General features: G+C 33.9%; 18 protein-coding genes. 7 read left to right on the top strand and 11 right to left on the bottom strand.

Annotation, left to right across the window (positions count from 1 at the left end):
- Positions 1-26 precede the first annotated feature (26 nt).
- Complete coding sequence (locus IW18_RS20975; protein WP_041520157.1) at positions 27-530, top strand: hypothetical protein; 504 nt, start codon at positions 27-29, stop codon at positions 528-530.
- A 17-nt stretch (positions 531-547) separates the two neighbouring features.
- Here IW18_RS20975 and IW18_RS20970 read toward each other — a convergent pair whose 3' ends face one another.
- Positions 548-925, bottom strand: coding sequence for a winged helix-turn-helix transcriptional regulator (locus tag IW18_RS20970; protein ID WP_041520156.1), 378 nt, complete (start codon positions 923-925; stop codon positions 548-550).
- A 93-nt stretch (positions 926-1,018) separates the two neighbouring features.
- Here IW18_RS20970 and IW18_RS20965 point away from each other — a divergent pair, with 93 nt between their 5' ends.
- The 6 genes from IW18_RS20965 to metQ all read left to right on the top strand — a co-directional run bounded on the left by IW18_RS20965 (position 1,019) and on the right by metQ (position 6,283).
- A complete protein-coding gene (locus IW18_RS20965) occupies positions 1,019-2,011 on the top strand; it encodes a quinone oxidoreductase family protein (protein ID WP_041520155.1) in 993 nt (330 codons plus the stop codon).
- A gap of 4 nt (positions 2,012-2,015) precedes the next feature.
- On the top strand, positions 2,016-2,366 hold the full coding sequence (locus tag IW18_RS20960) for a cupin domain-containing protein (protein WP_240475589.1): 351 nt from the start codon (positions 2,016-2,018) through the stop codon (positions 2,364-2,366).
- 424 nt (positions 2,367-2,790) lie between these two features.
- On the top strand, positions 2,791-3,357 hold the full coding sequence (locus IW18_RS20955; RefSeq protein WP_041520154.1) for a zinc ribbon domain-containing protein: 567 nt from the start codon (positions 2,791-2,793) through the stop codon (positions 3,355-3,357).
- Between the two features lie 392 nt (positions 3,358-3,749).
- Positions 3,750-4,781: a methionine ABC transporter ATP-binding protein MetN gene (gene metN, locus IW18_RS20950; RefSeq protein WP_041520153.1), complete on the top strand. Its 1,032-nt coding sequence runs from the start codon at positions 3,750-3,752 to the stop codon at positions 4,779-4,781.
- Entirely contained in the window at positions 4,774-5,427 is a 654-nt protein-coding gene (metI, locus tag IW18_RS20945; protein WP_041520152.1) for a methionine ABC transporter permease MetI, read from the top strand. Before metN ends, metI begins: the two co-directional genes overlap by 8 nt.
- Before the next feature lie 43 nt (positions 5,428-5,470).
- On the top strand, positions 5,471-6,283 hold the full coding sequence (gene metQ, locus IW18_RS20940) for a methionine ABC transporter substrate-binding lipoprotein MetQ (RefSeq protein WP_041520151.1): 813 nt from the start codon (positions 5,471-5,473) through the stop codon (positions 6,281-6,283).
- A gap of 81 nt (positions 6,284-6,364) precedes the next feature.
- Here the strand turns inward: metQ and IW18_RS20935 are convergent, their stop codons facing one another.
- From IW18_RS20935 to IW18_RS20890, 10 genes are all read right to left on the bottom strand, one after another.
- Entirely contained in the window at positions 6,365-7,054 is a 690-nt protein-coding gene (locus tag IW18_RS20935; RefSeq protein ID WP_041520150.1) for an alpha/beta fold hydrolase, read from the bottom strand.
- A 69-nt stretch (positions 7,055-7,123) separates the two neighbouring features.
- Positions 7,124-7,693 carry a Crp/Fnr family transcriptional regulator gene (locus tag IW18_RS20930; RefSeq protein WP_052480262.1) on the bottom strand — a complete coding sequence of 190 codons (570 nt, stop codon included), beginning with the start codon at positions 7,691-7,693 and terminating at the stop codon, positions 7,124-7,126.
- Positions 7,694-7,741: 48 nt separating this feature from the next.
- Positions 7,742-8,251, bottom strand: a complete 510-nt coding sequence (locus tag IW18_RS20925) for a 4'-phosphopantetheinyl transferase superfamily protein (RefSeq protein ID WP_041520149.1) — start codon at positions 8,249-8,251, stop codon at positions 7,742-7,744.
- Complete coding sequence (locus IW18_RS20920; RefSeq protein ID WP_041520148.1) at positions 8,248-8,502, bottom strand: acyl carrier protein; 255 nt, start codon at positions 8,500-8,502, stop codon at positions 8,248-8,250. The genes IW18_RS20925 and IW18_RS20920 overlap by 4 nt, the downstream gene beginning before the upstream one ends.
- A gap of 54 nt (positions 8,503-8,556) precedes the next feature.
- Complete coding sequence (locus IW18_RS20915; RefSeq protein ID WP_041520147.1) at positions 8,557-9,831, bottom strand: beta-ketoacyl-[acyl-carrier-protein] synthase family protein; 1,275 nt, start codon at positions 9,829-9,831, stop codon at positions 8,557-8,559.
- Positions 9,828-10,265 carry a 3-hydroxyacyl-ACP dehydratase FabZ family protein gene (locus IW18_RS20910; protein ID WP_041520146.1) on the bottom strand — a complete coding sequence of 146 codons (438 nt, stop codon included), beginning with the start codon at positions 10,263-10,265 and terminating at the stop codon, positions 9,828-9,830. The genes IW18_RS20915 and IW18_RS20910 overlap by 4 nt, the downstream gene beginning before the upstream one ends.
- Before the next feature lie 555 nt (positions 10,266-10,820).
- Complete coding sequence (locus tag IW18_RS20905; RefSeq protein ID WP_041520145.1) at positions 10,821-11,873, bottom strand: type III polyketide synthase; 1,053 nt, start codon at positions 11,871-11,873, stop codon at positions 10,821-10,823.
- Positions 11,870-12,583 (bottom strand): methyltransferase domain-containing protein, encoded by a 714-nt coding sequence (locus IW18_RS20900; RefSeq protein ID WP_041520144.1) that lies wholly within the window; start codon positions 12,581-12,583, stop codon positions 11,870-11,872. The genes IW18_RS20905 and IW18_RS20900 overlap by 4 nt, the downstream gene beginning before the upstream one ends.
- Positions 12,584-13,711 carry an NAD(P)/FAD-dependent oxidoreductase gene (locus IW18_RS20895; RefSeq protein ID WP_041520143.1) on the bottom strand — a complete coding sequence of 376 codons (1,128 nt, stop codon included), beginning with the start codon at positions 13,709-13,711 and terminating at the stop codon, positions 12,584-12,586.
- A 174-nt stretch (positions 13,712-13,885) separates the two neighbouring features.
- Complete coding sequence (locus tag IW18_RS20890; RefSeq protein ID WP_041520142.1) at positions 13,886-17,101, bottom strand: TonB-dependent receptor; 3,216 nt, start codon at positions 17,099-17,101, stop codon at positions 13,886-13,888.
- Between the last annotated feature and the right edge of the window lie 616 nt (positions 17,102-17,717).

The raw sequence follows: 17,717 nt of genomic DNA, 5'->3' as shown, positions 1-17,717 counted from the left end.
CCCAATTTTGCTTAAAAAAGTAAAGCATGGTTAAAGTTGCAAAATTTGTAGTTATCATTAATGATAATGTGGTGTGGATGGAAAATAAAGCCATTCAGTTTTATTCTGATTTATTTGGTCAAAAAGCATTAGGCAAAAAATATGTTGAAGAATATCTTTCGCATCAAAAGTTATTCAAAATCCAAAATGATTTTTCGGTTGAAATGTTAATGGTTTACGATGGAGATAATCCGTTGTCTTTTATGAAGCTGAATTCATCCAGACTTTCAAATCAAAATCTTGGAGCCAATAAAGCAATTGGTATCGAGCATATTGTTTACTTTAATCCAGACGAAGCTGAAGCACTTTTTAAACGTGCAGAAGAAGTGGCAACGCAAAGAAAACATGATTTAATTTGGGTAAAAGTTCTTGCAATAGATGCCGCTTTAATCGAAGTGTTGCAATCTCTTAATTATAAGACGTTCGATTTTGAAGAAATCATTAGTGAAGAACCTCATAAAGAACTCATTTATTTTAGAAAATCAGTTTAATGAATTTTTTGGATCGTTTATTTAATAGATTCGATTATTTTTTCGCGATGGCTCAAACCCCATTGTACCAGAGTTTCAGTAACCGGAAGTACAGATTTCCCGTATTCAGTAATAGCATATACAACCGTAATTGGTCGTGTCTGCTGTTCTGTTCTGGAAATTAGTAAATTGGTTTCGAGCTCTTTTAATTCCTTGCTTAGCATCTTAGCAGAAATACCATCGATTTCGCGTTGCATCTTCTTAAAATTAATAATTTGATGTGTTCTGTTGGTTAAGAAACGCAAAATCATCAATTTCCATTTTCCGCCCAAAACATCCAGACTATCACGCATTGCCATTAATTCTTCGGAGCAATTGGCTTCTCTAAGCGTACCATTATCGTTAATTTTTGCCATAGTAGTTTCTCTTGGGTAACCGGTTACCTCGGGTTAACCTATAGCAAAAATAAGAGATTTCTATTCTAATTTAGTACTCCTAAAAGAATAAAAATGAAAGCAATCGTTTTACATCAAAATGGAGAATTTTATCTGGAAGAGATAAATGTACCACAACCTCAAAACCACGAGGTACAGGTAAAAATAAGTGCCTCAGGATTTAATCCCGTAGATTATCAAATGACGGAGAATGCTATGGAACGCAAGTTATTGCATTCGCCAATATTAGGTCGGGAATTTTCTGGAATCGTATCGGCGGTTGGTAATGCTGTAACTAGTTTTAAAATAGGAGATGCTGTTTTTTGCGGTTCCGGAAGCATGGGTTCAAATGGCACGTACGCAGAATATATTTGTGTTCCTGAAACAATTATTATGCAATTGCCTGCAACAATTTCTTTGCAACAAGCCGCAGGAATACCTTCGGTTGGACTTACGGCTTTGCAGTCTATTAATAGAATGAATGCTAAGGTAAATGATTCTATTTTTATAACTGGAGCTGCTGGCGGAGTAGGCAATATGCTTCTTAAATTATTACTTGCAAAGGGATATCATAATCTAATTGTTACTGCCGGAAATGAGAGCAGTATTGCGTCGTTGCTCCATATAGGTATAAACTACGAGCAGATTATTAATTATAAAAATGTTGCAGTTTACGAAACGGCTTTGGCATTAAATAACAACAAACCTTTTGATTTTGTAGTGGATTTGGTTGGAAATGAAATTGCTGTTGTAGCCGCTAAACTTTTAAAAGCTAACGGAACTTATGTTGACGTAACTAATTTTTCGACTTCAGATTCTCGTGAAATTCTTTTTAGTAAAGGAGCAACCATCTTGAATATCTCGAACTATGTATATGGGAAAGAAAAAAGATATGATTATTATAAAAACGGATTAAGCGAATTAGCTTCTTTATTGAATCAAAAAGTTATTACTCCGCCAGATATTGAGGTAATTGGTAATTTGGAAGTAGAAACTGTTCTAAAAGCGCACACTATACTTAGAGAGAATAAAACGAATGGAAAGAAATTAATAATGCAAATACAATAAATTTATGAGAGCAATCCCGAGAAGAATCGTAACAGGATTACGAAATGGAAAATCAATAATTGAAAATGATGCGATAGTATCTAATGTCTCAGAACATTTTCCGGGTTTAATAATTTCCGATATTTGGTCAACAGCTAGTATACCTGTAAAGTTGGATGTTGAAAATGTTATCGAAAATACTGCTTTTCCAAACACCCCTGTAAACGGAAGTTATTTTAGATATGTTCAGATTCCGCCAGATTCTGCCCTTGGGATTGTCGCTAAAGAAGGTCAGCCGCATCCCTTAATGCATCAAACCGATACGCTCGATTATATTGTAATTCTTTCGGGAGAAATTTATCTTATTGTTGATTAGGATGAAACGCTTTTACAAGCCGGAGATATTGTTGTACAAAGAGGAACAAATCATGCTTGGAGCAATCGATCTGATTTTCCTTGTATTCAACTGGCGATATTGCTTGATGCTTCAGAAAGGAAGTAGCTAACTCTAGCTTTATAAAAGTTGATAACTTACAAACTTTGATAATACTTATTTATTTGTTTCTATTCGTAATCTTGTCACTCTGAGCGAAGTCGAAGAGCATCACGTAATTCGACAAAGAATATCGATTTTGATTGTGCCCTTCGACTTCGCTCAAGGTGACATTTAGTTTTGCGATTTTTAAGGTGTTTCACATTTTTGCATATATTTATACTTGAATAAGACTTGTATTTAATAAACTCCAATAGCTTAAAATCATAAATAAATCAATAATATTAATACTAGAAATCAAAGTTGTATGAAAACAATATGTTCAAATTGTGAAGCAGAAAATGATATAAATTCAAAATATTGTTCTGTCTGTGGGTTTAAATTGCCTGTTTTAGAAAAGGAAGCTATAGCTTCTTCAATAGAGAAAAAGAAAGCTGATAAACCTGAAAGAAAATTTAATTTGAAAACCTTTTTAGGATTTGTAGCTGGTTTTATTGTGATGTTTTTTGTAATGCAGCTTCCATTTAAACCGTCTAGTGACACATCTGTTGATAAGGTATTAGTTCAAGCAGCAAATAAAGTGAATAAAAATTGCCCGATGAATGTTGACGCGAATACAACTTTAAAAAATGCTGTGGCTTTACCAAACAAAACGCTTCAGTATAATTATGTTTTAGTTGGAATCACTAAAGCGGATGTTAAAATAGATACAGTTCGAAAATATATTTTTCCGCGTATTTTAGAAGACGTGAGAAACAATCCGCAATTAAAATCGTTCAGAGATAATGAAGTTACTATTAAATACAATTATACAGATTCAAATGGAGCATTTTTAACAGAGTATGTTGTTACGCCAGAAATGTACGAAAACTAACTTTTAAATCTAAAAATCGAAAACAATATTCAGCCTGTTGTATTTTTGGATTCTCTAAATATTTGTCAATAATTTAGATGTATTAGTCTATTATATTGATAGGATAATAAAAGATTTAATGTTTTTTGTTTTAAAATTCAAAATATCTCTTTAAATTTGCCGCAGCAATGAAAAACAATAACCAGTATACAATTCATTTTAGCAACAACATGATAATGTGTTGTAATACTATTATGCAATGGTATGAACTGGCTTATATATAGAAAGTAAAATTATTTATTTCGAAAGCCTTTCATGATCAATTGAAAGGCTTTTTGATTTTAAATTTTACATTTTCAGAAGCTATAAAAATTATGTCGGCGAATTTTCCTGACTTAACTTGAATTAAAGAAATGATTGAATTAAAAAATGTCACCAAAAATTTTCATCAGAAAAACCGAATTGTTTCGGCTCTATCAGATGTTTCACTTAAAGTTCCGCAAGGGAAAATCTTTGGTGTAATTGGCACTTCGGGAGCAGGGAAAAGCACATTAATTCGATGTGTCAACTTGCTCGAAAGACCAACTTCGGGAGAAATTATAGTAGACGGAAAATCGTTAATGCAATTGTCGAATGCGCAACTTGCTATTGAAAGAAGACAAATTGGGATGATTTTTCAGCATTTCAATTTACTTTCATCACGTACTGTTTTTGATAACGTAGCCTTTCCTTTAGAACTTGTTGGAACTTCAAAATCCGAAATCAAGACACGAGTTCTGGAACTATTAGATTTAGTAGGTTTAAAAGAAAAAGCAAATGATTATCCGGCGAGTCTTTCCGGAGGTCAAAAACAAAGAGTTGCGATTGCCAGAACTTTGGCGAATAATCCAAAAGTATTGTTGTGTGATGAAGCTACAAGTGCATTAGATCCTGCAACTACGCGATCGATTCTAAATTTATTGAAGGATATTAATCGTCGCCTGAACATTACTGTTTTGTTGATTACGCACCAAATGGAAGTCGTTAAATCGATTTGCGATGAAGTTGCCGTAATTAGTCATGGAAAGTTAATAGAACAGGGAAGTGTTGGAGAAATTTTTGCAGATCCAAAACATGAATTAACAAAAGAATTTATCGCATCGTCATTGCATCTGGATATTCCAAGAGTATATCAGGAAAGATTGCAAAAAGTAGATGGTGAAGGTTTGTGTCCGTTGCTAAGGCTCGAAATGACAGGAAAATCAGTTAATGAACCTGTAATCTCCGAAGTTTCTCGATTATTTGATACTGACTTTAAAATTGTCAGCGCGCAAATGGATCAGGCCGGAGATGTTAATTTTGGCGTAATGTTAATCGAATTATCGGGTAAACGCGAAAATTACGAAGCTGCAATCGAATATTTTATTTCTAAACATATTAAAACAGAAATCATAGGTTATGTCTGAAACGATTATTGAATTATTATTAAAAGGAACTTTAGAAACCATTGTAATGACCTTTGTATCGGGCTTTTTTGGCTTTTTACTAGGACTTCCAACTGGAGTTTTACTTTTCCTGACCCGAAAAAATCAAATATTAGAACAACCGGTTTTAAATAGAACTTTATCTGTTTTGGTAAATATTTTCCGTTCGATTCCATTCATCATATTAATTGTTTGGATGATCCCTTTTACACGTGCTTTAGTAGGAACTTCTATTGGTGTTAGTGCAGCATTAGTTCCGTTAAGTATTGGTGCAGCACCTTTTATTGCAAGGCTTGTAGAGAACAGTCTTTTGGGTTTACCTTCAGGATTAATTGAAGCTGCAAGAGCTTTAGGAGCAACGCCTTTGCAAATTGTATATAAAGTGTTACTTCCAGAAGCTTTACCATCTTTAATCAACGCGGCATCTATCACATTAATTACACTTGTAGGTTATTCTGCAATGGGTGGAGCAGTTGGAGCAGGAGGTTTAGGACAAGTTGGTTATCAATACGGATATATTGGTTATGATGCTGTAACGATGAACTCGGTACTTGCTTTACTGGTACTTTTGGTATTCATAATTCAGTTTGCCGGAGATGCTTTATCAAAACGATTTGACCACAGATAAATATCAATTAAAAATTAAGAATTAAAAGTAAAAGAATATTGTTATGAAAATGAATATTTTAAAAATTGCTGGAGTTTTGGCTTTAGCGCTTGTTTTATCAAATTGCGGAAAAAGTAAAAATAATGATCCGCATTATATAAAAGTTGGAGTTGCTTCAGGACCTGAATTAAAAGTGGCGGAAGCGGCTAAAAAAGTAGCAAAAGAAAAATTTGGATTAGAAGTAGAATTGGTTGCTTTTAACGATTATGTAATTCCAAACGAAGCTTTAAGTCAAGGCGATATTGATGCAAATGCTTTTCAGCACAAACCTTATCTTGACGAACAATCAAAACAACGTGGTTACAAATTAGCAATTATCGGAAAAACGTTTGTTTATCCAATCGCTGCTTATTCTAAAAAGATCAAAAACCTTTCTGAATTAAAAAATGAAAGTACTATAATCATTCCAAACGATCCTACAAATGGAGGACGTTCGTTATTGCTTTTAGAGAAAAATGGTTTATTAAAGCTTCGTCCAAATGTTGGTTTGTTACCTAAAGTAACAGATATAGTAGCGAATCCTAAAAACTTAAAAATATTAGAGTTAGAAGCGCCACAATTGCCACGCGCGTTAGACGATCAAAATGTAACGATTGCCATTATCAACAATACTTTTGCTTCGCAAGCAGGATTGGTTCCGGCACGTGATGCTTTGTTTGTTGAGGATAAAGATTCTCCTTATGTTAACTTAGTGGTAAGTAGAGAAGACAATAAAAACGAAGAGAAAGTAAAACAGTTTTTGCAGGCTTTTCAATCAGCAGAAGTAGAGCAGGCTGCCGTTCGCGAGTTTAAAGGCGGAGCAGTAAAAGGATGGTAATAAAGTAGTATTACAATTCAGTTTACTTTTCTAGTATAAAGAATAAAACCGCCAGTAATTTGGCGGTTTTTTTGTATTTGATTAGAGCGCTGCAGCGGCTTCTAAAATTAAGTGGGTTATTTCTTTTGGATGTGTTGCCAAAGAAAGATGTCCTGAATCGAGATGAATTGTTTTTTTAGGGTTTATTCTCTCTGCCATTTCTTTTTGAGTTTGTGGCGGAATCATATTGTCGTTGTTCGAAATTTGATACCAAGATGGTTTTGTTTTCCATGCCGGTTCACCAGATTGGTCTCCAAAACATTGTCCGTGTATGGCTTTTTGTGATAAAGACAATATCAATGAAGATTCATTATCTAAATCCTGACAGAAAGCGTCATGAAATTCATCGTATTTAATCCATAAAAAACCTTTTGAATCTGGATAAATACTTGCACCGCCTGAACCTGGTCTTTTGCCTAAAAGCGCACCTAAACTATCTCCTGCATCTGGTGCAAATGCTGCGATGAAAACTAATCCTGCTACTTTTTCGTGATTTCCTGCTCCAGAAATTACGGCTCCTCCGTATGAATGTCCTACTAATAAAACTTTTCCATCCTGAGCATCAATTAAATCTTTGGTTTTATTGATATCATCTTGCAAAGACGTTAGCGGATTTTGAACGCTACGAACTTTGTAACCTTCTTTTACTAATGCCGGAATTACATGTCTCCAATGCGAACCATCTCCCCAAGCACCGTGAACTAAAACAATTGTCAAATCTTTTGTTGCCATAATTTTTACTTTTTAAATTGTTAATAAGACAAAATTACCCACTAGAAATTCAATAGACGTTCACTTAAGTTAACTAATGCGTTTACGTATTCTGCTTAGAGATTGTGGAGTAATGCCTAAATAGCTTGCAACGTGCTTTTGATTGATTTCTTGAAAAATTAATGGGTTTTCATTTAATAAATTCGTGTACCGTTTTTCGGGCGTAAAGTATAGTAAGTCTTCTATTCGTTTCTTGGCGTCGATGTAGAGTTTTTCTTTTGTTTTTCGACCAAATTCCTGCCAATAAATTCCTTTTTTGTATAAGGCTTTTAAATCATCTTTATGTAATAGGAATAATTCTGATTTGTGAATGGCTTGTATGTTTAATTTTGATTTTTTGTCAAATAATAAACTTTCGTAGTCCGTGAAGAATTGATTGTTAAAGTGAAAATTAAAACTTATCTCATTTCCGTTTTCTCCACTATGAAAACTTCTTAGCGTTCCGTTTTTAATAAAACCAATATATTCGCATTTTTCGTCTTGTTGCAAAAAGAAATCTGATTTTTCAAGTGTAGTGCTTTTTAAAACGGAAAAAAGATCATCAAAATGTTCCTGATCCACTTGAAACAAATTGCCATATTTTTGAAAATTATCAGACATTCTATTCTTTTTTAATGTCTGTTAAAGATAAAACAATTTGGTGATTTTTTAGCTTTTAAAATGAATTGTAACGACTTTCTCAAAACGACCATGATGACTAATGGATACATCTTGAATTGTATTTGATGAGGAATTTATCACATACGGAATACCATTCTCATCTTTAATAATGTTTTTATTTTCGATCTCAATTACATTCTTAAAATCAGAGATAAAATTTACGGCTATAGTATTAATGCTTTCTTGAGTGAGAATCGTTTTGGTATAATAAACATTCTCTTCACAATTTACTTTCCCAAGAATACAATCTTGATTTTGAGAAGTTATTGTACAAGCGAATTGTTGTGGTATATATCTACGCAGTTTAGTTTTTCGATTATAAATTTTATAAGCGGCTTCTTTCATGCTCCAAAGCATCCAAATCATTGTTTCGGGATTTTGAGCATTTGAGATTAATAGTTGTTCTTGGGGTGCAAAGATTTTTTGCGCCAAACCTTTGCGTTGCCAATTGCTTTCGAGACGTGATTGTTTAATATCTATGATATCATTACCAATCATTTTGCGGCAAGTTTGGTTGTTATAATTTCTACTGCGGTTTTTACGTCGAGCATATGTTCCATATCGGTATTGTCAATTACGACATTAAAAGTTTCTTCGATATCAAGTACAATATCTACCAAATTAGCCGAATTGATGCCTAAATCATTAATAAAATCAGTTTCTTCTGTAAGATTATCGAAAGCTTCTGTTTTTGTTGTGTATGGCTTTATAATTACCTTTAATTGAGCGATAAGTTCTTCTTTGTTCATTTGGGATATGAGTTATGAGTTATTAGTTAAGAGTTATGGATTATTAGTTGTGGGTTACAATAAAAATTTTTTAAAAATGATGCAGGCGTTAACATCGCCAAAACCAAAACTTGCTTTGGCAATTATATTGGGTTGAATATTTAATGTTTTTAATGGTATTTTGTTTGGATCAATAAGCGCAGTAATTTCAGGATGGAGATCATCACAATTAATATTGCCAAATATAAAACCTTCATGAAGTTGTAAAATTGTGGCAATACTTTCGACACTTCCGGCTGCACTTAAACAATGTCCAGTCATATTTTTAAGTGAGTTAATGTATGGGAAATCATTTGCGCTTCTTCCTAAAGCTTTTGTCCAATTCTCAATTTCAAGACTGTCTTTTGTAGTTGCGGTAAGATGACCATTTATAGCATCAATTTCATAAGCAGAAATTCCTGCATTGTTTAGTGCCGTAGTAATACATTTTTGCACGGCAGTACTATTTGGCGCAGTCATACTTCCGTTTCCTCTTTGTCCGCCAGAGTTTACATTTCCGCCCAAAATTTCGGCATAAATAGTTGCGCCACGTTCTAAGGCGCTTTCTAAATCTTCTATAACCAAAGCACCAGCGCCACTACCAGGCACAAATCCTGCTGCCGAGGCGCTCATTGGGCGAGAACCTTGCTCCGGATTATCATTATATTTAGAACTGCAAACACGCAAAGCATCAAATCCTGCCCAAATGTAAGGACCGCTATCACCAGTACTTCCTGCTAGTATGCGTTTGGCTTGTCCGGCTTGTATACGATCGTAAGCCATTAAAATTGCTTCTGTACCTGTTGCGCAGGCCGATGAATTTGTTGTAACCTGATTTCCGAGTCCAAGTTTACCACCAAGGTAAGCACTTACACCACTATTCATGGTTTGTGCTACTACAGTGCTACCCAATTTTCGGACTTGCAATTCGTCTATTTTGTAAATGCTTTCGCGGAATTTATCAATACCAGATGTTCCCGAGCCAAAAATAGTTCCGCTATCCCAATCAGGATTTTCATTGTTTTCTATTGGCAATCCTGCATTTTTCCAAGCTTCTATACCTGCAATAACGCCGTACAAAATACCGGTACTGTTAAAACCCCGAAGTTCGAGTTCTGTAAAATATTCTAATTTAAGTTCGTCTGATATTTGTGGCTGACCCGCAATTTGACAAGAAAATTGTAACTCCTGCAATTGCGCATCATGCCGAATTCCCGATATTCCATTTTTTATGGCATGACTAAATGCAGGAATGCCAACTCCGTTGGGAGCAGCAACTCCTAAACCTGTTATTACGGCTCGTTTATTCATAACTTATTAGTTATCATACCAGCCAAAATGCCTTTGCAAACTTCTTGTCCGGATTCGTTTTTCATAATGACATCACATTTTAGTTTGCCAAATCTAAAGAATGATTTTTGAGAGGTTACTGTTACTTTTTCGTTTGGATATACAGGTTTTAAAAACTGCATATCTGCCGATGTAAATGCTATTACGGTATCTTTATTAAAGGTATCACCCAATAAGTAAATACCAAGACAAACCATTCCTATTTGCGCCATGGTTTCTGTCAGGATTACGCCTGGAGTTAAAGGATTATCTTTAAAATGACCTTTGTAAAAATCCAAATCTTCATTATAAGTATAGGTTCCTATCGCGCTATTTTCGTCTACATGAAGCAATTCATCTACAAATAGAAAAGGCTTGCTGTAGGGTAACTTTGCAATAATATTTTCGAATGCCATAATTTGTTTTGTTTAATTAGGTTGATGCGTAATTGAACGCTGATGCAACGGATTTACTTCGTAAAGACACGGATAAAAACGGATTTTATCTTTTTAATCTAAAGATGTAAAATGTTTCAGCGATTCAATCGTAAAAAATCTGTTCTTATCCGCGTCTTCGCGATAGCGAATCTGTGTGATCCGTGTCTAAATTATACATGACAATAATCAAATTGAACGTGGATGAAACGGATTTACTTCGTAAAGACACGGATTAAAACTGATTTTATTTTTTTAGTCTAAATATGTAAAATGTTTCAACGATTCAATCGTAAAAAAATCTGTTCTTATCTGCGTTTTCGCGATAGCGAATCTGTAAAATCTGTGTCTAAATTATACATGACAATAATCAAATTGAACGCGGATGAAACGGATTTACTTGTAAAGACACGGATAAAAACGGATTTTATCTTTTTAGTCTAAAGATGTAAAATGTTTCAACGATTCAATCGTAAAAAAATCTGTTCTTATCCGCGTTTTCGCGATAGCGAATCTGTCTAATCTGCGTTCTATCTATTACCATTGCAATAAAACGCGTTGCGCTGAAAATCCCGGTCCAAAACTTAACATTAATCCTTTTTCTCCTGATTTTGGATTTCTATCCATAATTTGCTCTAAAACATATAAGACCGTTGCACTCGACATATTGCCGTATTGTTTAAGAACTTCTTTTGTATCATTGATGTTTTTCCCTAATCCCGAAAAAAGAGCTTCGACGGTTGTAATGATCTTTTTTCCACCGGGATGAAAGATCATGTGTTCGATGTCTTTAATTTCTAAATTGTTTTTTTGCAGGAACGGATGGATAATATCACCAAAGTGCGATGCAATTGTATCTGGAACTTCGATATCCAAAACCATTTGCAAACCGCTATTGGTGAGTTTAAAGCCCATCATATGTTCGGCATCATAAAAATGATACATTTGTTCATCAAGTATTTCAGGGCCATAATCTTCTTCATAAGAGGATAAAAGACAGCAAGCAGCTCCATCACCAAAAATTGCTGCACTAACTATATTAGGCATCGAAAAATCATTTAGCTGAAAAGTTGCTGTTGGCGATTCTACAGCTATTACGGCGGCACGTTTACCGGGATTGGCTTTTAAGAAGTTCTTTGCATAAATAATTCCGGAAATTCCGGCAGCACAACCCATTTCGGTAACCGGAAGACGCACGATATCTTGCCTCAATTTCATTTTATTGATAAGATAGGCATCTAATGACGGAATCATTATTCCGGTACAACTTACCGTGATTATGTAATCGAGTGTTTGCGGATCCCAATTTGCTTTAGCAAGTGCTTTTTCTAATACTTGTTCGCCTAGAATAATCACTTCCCGAGTATATATATCGTTTTTGTCTTGAAATGAAGTGGCTGTAAAAACTTCGACCGGATCCATGATCGAGTATCGTTTGTCTACAGCGGCACCTTCAAATATCTTTTTTACTTTTTTTATAAATCGGTCGTCTTGTCCGTGAAGCCATTCCTCCAACATTGGGAGTATATCTGCCGTTTCACGGGAATATTTTGGTAGTTGCTTGGCAACAGTTATTATTTTTACACTCATGTTTTAGCAATTAACCATTGGTAACGAAAAGCCCATTTCCAGCTGATGGTATAGTTTTTTAAATTTGTTTTTTGGGAGAATTCCTCTAGTTCCTTTTTTTTAAATCCTCTTAAAATAGACACCAATCCATCTTCACGCGACATTTTGTTTAGATTAAAAATAACACCTATGATTTTAAAAAGTCGGTAAGCTAATTTACTACGATGTAAATCGTTAATAATAATGCCAATAGTAGCATTGTTATTAAAGGTAGTAATTATATTTAATATTTGTTCATTGGTAAAATGGTGTAAGGTGAGCGTGCATAAAACTATATCATATTTAAGATTGATAAAATCTTCGGTAAAAATATCCACACATAGATATTCGATATTCGAATATTCAGACGAAAGTGTTTTAGCATAATTGATCGTAAATTCATTAGCATCTATGCCTATAAGTTTAAAATTGAGTTTGTTTTTTTGACCAAATTTAGCCAGCATTCGCAACATGTCACCATTGCCACAACCTATATCTGCAATTACAATTGTTTGATGTGTATTGGAGTTATTTAATAATTTTTTTATACCGTGAAGCGTAAGTTTATTACCGCCTAATAACTGATTAATACTGGCAATTTTATCTAATGCCTCTTGCAATTCTTCTCCTTCAAGAGAAAAATCGTCCATTATTTCGGTTTCCAGAGTTCTATAATCCGTGTTTATTCCCATTTAATTGATTGCTATAGTTTTGCCATGTGTTTGCTTAATTATGCTGCGCATTATTCCTGGAAATGATGCTACTATTGAAACAAGCGTATTAGTAACGGTTTTGTTGGTTAAGATTTGCGCCAGAATCCTGCCCATGTAAATTCTTTTTCCAAAATGAATATTCCATTCTTTGGTATATTTTTTTTCTAATGATTCACGGGACATTTTTTTATTCGAATAATAATCTAAAACTAATTCTGAAGCTATTTTGGCACTATGAATTGCCATTGCCATTCCGTTGCCACAAAGCGGATGAATAAGTCCTGCGGTATCGCCAATCATTAAAATATGGTTTTCGACAGGTTGCTTTTTGTCAAAAGAAATTTGACTTATGGTGATGGGTTTATCAAATAGAAGTGTACTATTTTTAAAAACAGTTTTAAGATGTTTGTTTTTATAAAGTACGTTTTGCTGATAATCTTCTATATTTTTATAACGTTTGAAGGTAGCATAATCGGCCAAATAACAAATGTTTATACTATTATTCTCGACTTTAGAAACACCGCAATAACCACCATTAAAGTTATGGAGTGCGACAAGATCATTATCTAAATTACCAGAATAATGTGCTTTTACGGCCAACCAAGGTGATTTTTTATGGATAAAATCTCGATCTAATACCTGATCGATGTTGGAACGTTTACCAAAAGCACCCAATACTATTTTAGTCGTTAAAATTTTATTTGGAGTTATAACAGTAAAAACATCATTATCAAAAGAAACATTGGTAACGGTTTCTTTAATAATTGTACAATTGTTTTCTAGTGCTTTTTGATATAAAAAATGATCTAGTGCATAACGGCTAATGCCAAATCCGCCAAGAGGAAGTTTTGCCGTAGCGACTTTTCCTGTATTTGTAGTAAACTCGAATTGGGTTATGTTTGTAGGATTGAGTTTTGAAACATCTGCACCAAGCCATAACAAATAAGGCAAAATTTCATTAGAGATGTATTCTCCGCAAACCTTGTGTCGGGGATAATCGGATTTCTCAATCAGGATTACTTTTAACCCTTTTTGAGAAAGATGTATAGCTGATGTTAAGCCAGCAAGTCCTCCGCCAATAATTAGTACATCGGGATTTGTTTCCATGTAACTAATTTAGTCATTAAATCTCACATAATGTTTAAGGGGAGGAAACTAAGTTTATCTCAATAAAATAAAATGAGAGCTCAATAGTATTAGATTTTGAGAATAACTAAAAAAAATCTCCCAGTTTCATAAGGTGTGAAACTGGGAGATAGTAAAAAAAATAAAACACAATCTTTAGAACGAATATCTAAGTCCAAGCTGTCCTTGGAATCTTGAAGCTAATTGATCTATAGTATAAGGAGTCGACGTAGGTTTTTGGAAAGTGTAAGTTGGATCACCAGTAGCAACTCCGCCTATGTTTCCAGATTTTGTTAACCCAAGATTAGCCGTTGAATTGTATGTATTTGGAACGAAGTAACTTCTTCCCCAATCTTTATTGATTAAGTTTCCAATATTTGCGATGCTAAATGAAATTTGTAATGTACCTGCTTCATCGATTCTAATTTCATCCATTACTTTCAAATCTGCCTGAATGTTCCATGGTGTAGTGGCACCATTTCTTTCTGTAAAGTTTCCTCTTCTGCTTTTCAAGTAATCATTTCCGTTAATGAAAGCTTCGTAATTTGCTACTTGTTGTGCGGCTGTAGCCGATGGAACTCCTGCTGAACTTACTCCAATGTATTTAGCAGCTTCTGTTGCATCTTTAAAAATATATGCTAATCCTGCTGCTTGTCCTGTTCCTGCAATTGTAGAGTTTACAAATCCCCAAGAAAATGGATTTCCAGATTGAGCATTAAAATATACGTTTGCAGAGAAAGTATTATTATCTGCTACTTTTACAGCGTATCCAACATTCGAAACAATTCTGTGTTTGATGTTAAAGTTAGAAGTTGCCAATTGAGGATCATTTGGTGTTAATGATTGGTTCATTTGGAAGTTACTTTCCATAGAGTTACGAATTCCGTTTGTAATATCTTTAGAATCTCCGTAAGTATACGCTACCATAAAGTTAAGACCAAAATCGTATGTTTTTGTAATCATCTCTGTTATGCTATATCTGTATCCTTTATTAGTGTTTGATAATAAATAAGCATTTGAAAATGCAGAATTGATATTGGCTGCATAAATTGGCATTTGGTGATTAGTATCGTAAGAGAAATAAGTTGGGTTATCTGTCTTGTTTACTTGTTGAAATTCTAGATCACGAATTACTTTTGTATAAATAGCTTCAGTTGTAAATTTATATCCGTTGAAGATTTTATCTATAGCAAGAGAGTTTCTTAAAACAGCCGGCATTTTAAATTTATTGTCAACTAAATCTGCCTGAACTTTTGGAGTAGCATCGTGATATCCGTTTAAACCATTTGCTGCTAATGGATCTCCGGCCGCAGCAACTTGTGCAGGAGTTAAATTGTTTTTGTCATAACTTCCGTAACCAACACCATCATTGTAATAAGCATATCCTAACCATGCAAACGGAATTCTACCTGTAAATACTCCAGATCCACCTCTTAAAACTAAGGTTTTGTCTTCGTCTACATTGTAAGTAAATCCAATTCTAGGTGAAACTAATGCTGTACTAAAAAAGTTGTTTTTGATTTGATTTAATGGAGTGTATGTATACGTAGTTCCATAGTTTGGATCATTTGGAGAGTTTTGTACTTGCGCGCTCAATTTTGGTTTGTTTGGCAAGTCAGTATAATCAACTCTCACACCAGGAGTAATTTTTAATTTATTACCAATTCTAATTTCATCTTGTACGTAAACGCTGTATAAGTTAATTTTGAATTTAGCATATGGATTATTAAAAATCTCATCTCTTGTTGAACCATCAAACGGATAAGTTCCACGAACACGAGTAGGTAATTTACCAAAAAAGTCTGCTAATGATTTGTATGAAACCCTTCCGTTAAGAGCATTTACAAAACCGTAATTAATATCGTAGAATTCGTTGTGTGTACCAAATAATAAAGTATGGTTTCCTGTTTTGTAAGTAAGGTTATCAGTGATTTCGGCAGTGTTTTGTTTCATGTTAAAAACAGTTGCTTCACGGTCGTTTCCTAAGAAAATTGTTCCGCCATTGTAACCAATTTCTGTTTGAGGAAACATTGTATTACTTGATTTTGGATCACGATAATCTTTAATGGCTGAATAACTTGCAATAAATGAGTTTGACCATTGACTGTTAAAATGACTTTTAAGTTCTAAAACGGTACTAATAGATTGATTTTTTTGTGTAAAATCCATACTAGAGAACCTAAAGTTTGCTGCATCACGCTCTAAATTTGTAGCTTGAGAAACTACTGTATTGTTTCTTAACGAAAGAGAGTTTTTGTCGTTAATTTTCCAATCTAATTTGTTGAAGAATTTTTGACTCTTAGCAAAGTTATTGTATGAACCATAAGTTCCAGGATCAAATCCGTAGTTTGTTTTAACAAAATTCGAAATTTGTTGAGCAGTAGCGTTATCAACCAATGAAGTTAGTTTTCCGCTAGAGTCTGTTGATCCTGCATTGTAAAACAAAGGGTCAGTTCTCTCAGCATATTCCATATTAGTAAAGAAAAACAATTTGTCTTTTACAATAGGTAAACCTAATCTAAAACCAATTTGATAATCACCAAAAGAGTTTGGCATTTTAGATCCGTCACCTGCATTATTTCGTCCAGTTATAGCAGCATTTCTTCCGTAGCTGTAAATAGATCCGCTTACTGTGTTTGTACCGCTACGAGTAACAGCATTTACACTTCCTCCTAAAAAGTTTCCTAGTTTAATATCATAAGGAGCAATATAAACCTGAATATCCTGTATAGCATCTAAACTGATAGAGTTCGAGCGCGTACTGCTTCCTGGCATTCCAGAAGTTCCTGATTGACCTCCTAATGATGGACTAAAACCAATTGCATCATTATTGATAGAACCGTCAATCGTTACGTTGTTATATCTAAAGTTCGTACCTGCAAATGAGTTATTAGAACTTTGTGGAACTAACTTAGTAACATCTTGTATTCCTCTGTTAATTACCGGTAAGCCATTAATTTGTTTTTCGTTAATACCAGTTCCATTATTTTTAGAAGAGGGTTTAGAACTCGTAATTACAACTTCTTCCAAAACATTATTATCAGCTTTGCTTACTGCAATTGTTGGTAAATCATTATCACCAAGCGCTAAATGTATTTGGGCATTAGAATAATCTTTAGTGGCTGCACTTTTAATTTCTAATTCGTAAGGACCACCGGCATTTAAATTTTCGAAACTAAATCTACCTTGTTTATCAGTTTTAGCTTTATAAAGTGAGTTTGTAGGCAAATGTGTTAAAGTAACCTCAGCGTCAATAAGTGGGCTTGTACCATCGTTAACTTTGGCAGATAATGATGAGGTTGTAATTTGAGCAAAAATGTTCCCCATAACAAGAAGCATTAATGCCGTAAAAAAGAGTTTTAGTTTTGTCATGTTGTTATTAGTTTTTATTTGACAAAGAAACTCAGTTTGTTTCGATCATATTTAACGCTTTTGTTAACTTAAAATCATAAAAATTTACATTGTTAACTTAGAATTACGAATGTGTATTTTATGCAAAGATAGTTTAGCTCTTTAAAATCAATGTTTTGCATAAGTTGTTAGAAATAAAAGAATTAAAGCTGAATTTAAAGTAGATTAGAGAAAGATTAGAGTGTTATGTAAATGTTATCGAAAGGGAAAAACGATAATCTTGGAGATTTATATAACAACTTAAAAAATGTAATTATGTTGTGTTTAAAGTCTCCAATAGATTTAAAGTTCACATAGGATTGAATAGCGTTCAACTTTAGTTGAATGAAGAATAAAGTAAAGTAAAAAGGCTTTAGCCAAAGTGTTACTTATTCGGCTAAAGCCTTTTTGTATTCAATTTTTGTTCTCCAGCTTAAGCTGGAGGCAATTCAAATAACATTGTGTTATTAATAAATCAGCACATTTTTGTCATCCTGAGCGAAGTCGAAGGATACAGAAGTAACTCCGTACAGGAAATCTCCAATCTTTGTCGAGCTTCTTTGTGTCCTTCGACTTCGCTCAGGATGACATATTGTTG

This window comes from Flavobacterium hibernum (assembly GCF_000832125.1).
Lineage (GTDB): Bacteria > Bacteroidota > Bacteroidia > Flavobacteriales > Flavobacteriaceae > Flavobacterium > Flavobacterium hibernum.
Note: the sequence above shows the minus strand (reverse complement) of the source record. Positions and strands in the feature narration are given on the sequence as shown.

What these genes read in the sequence shown, in the direction of transcription:
- IW18_RS20975 (WP_041520157.1), top strand. Translation starts at nt 27, where the DNA reads ATGGTTAAAGTTGCAAAATTTGTAGTTATCATTAATGATAATGTGGTG.
- IW18_RS20970 (WP_041520156.1), bottom strand. Translation starts at nt 925, where the DNA reads ATGGCAAAAATTAACGATAATGGTACGCTTAGAGAAGCCAATTGCTCC.
- IW18_RS20965 (WP_041520155.1), top strand. Translation starts at nt 1,019, where the DNA reads ATGAAAGCAATCGTTTTACATCAAAATGGAGAATTTTATCTGGAAGAG.
- IW18_RS20960 (WP_240475589.1), top strand. Translation starts at nt 2,016, where the DNA reads ATGAGAGCAATCCCGAGAAGAATCGTAACAGGATTACGAAATGGAAAA.
- IW18_RS20955 (WP_041520154.1), top strand. Translation starts at nt 2,791, where the DNA reads ATGAAAACAATATGTTCAAATTGTGAAGCAGAAAATGATATAAATTCA.
- metN (WP_041520153.1), top strand. Translation starts at nt 3,750, where the DNA reads ATGATTGAATTAAAAAATGTCACCAAAAATTTTCATCAGAAAAACCGA.
- metI (WP_041520152.1), top strand. Translation starts at nt 4,774, where the DNA reads ATGTCTGAAACGATTATTGAATTATTATTAAAAGGAACTTTAGAAACC.
- metQ (WP_041520151.1), top strand. Translation starts at nt 5,471, where the DNA reads ATGAAAATGAATATTTTAAAAATTGCTGGAGTTTTGGCTTTAGCGCTT.
- IW18_RS20935 (WP_041520150.1), bottom strand. Translation starts at nt 7,054, where the DNA reads ATGGCAACAAAAGATTTGACAATTGTTTTAGTTCACGGTGCTTGGGGA.
- IW18_RS20930 (WP_052480262.1), bottom strand. Translation starts at nt 7,693, where the DNA reads ATGTCTGATAATTTTCAAAAATATGGCAATTTGTTTCAAGTGGATCAG.
- IW18_RS20925 (WP_041520149.1), bottom strand. Translation starts at nt 8,251, where the DNA reads ATGATTGGTAATGATATCATAGATATTAAACAATCACGTCTCGAAAGC.
- IW18_RS20920 (WP_041520148.1), bottom strand. Translation starts at nt 8,502, where the DNA reads ATGAACAAAGAAGAACTTATCGCTCAATTAAAGGTAATTATAAAGCCA.
- IW18_RS20915 (WP_041520147.1), bottom strand. Translation starts at nt 9,831, where the DNA reads ATGAATAAACGAGCCGTAATAACAGGTTTAGGAGTTGCTGCTCCCAAC.
- IW18_RS20910 (WP_041520146.1), bottom strand. Translation starts at nt 10,265, where the DNA reads ATGGCATTCGAAAATATTATTGCAAAGTTACCCTACAGCAAGCCTTTT.
- IW18_RS20905 (WP_041520145.1), bottom strand. Translation starts at nt 11,873, where the DNA reads ATGAGTGTAAAAATAATAACTGTTGCCAAGCAACTACCAAAATATTCC.
- IW18_RS20900 (WP_041520144.1), bottom strand. Translation starts at nt 12,583, where the DNA reads ATGGGAATAAACACGGATTATAGAACTCTGGAAACCGAAATAATGGAC.
- IW18_RS20895 (WP_041520143.1), bottom strand. Translation starts at nt 13,711, where the DNA reads ATGGAAACAAATCCCGATGTACTAATTATTGGCGGAGGACTTGCTGGC.
- IW18_RS20890 (WP_041520142.1), bottom strand. Translation starts at nt 17,101, where the DNA reads ATGACAAAACTAAAACTCTTTTTTACGGCATTAATGCTTCTTGTTATG.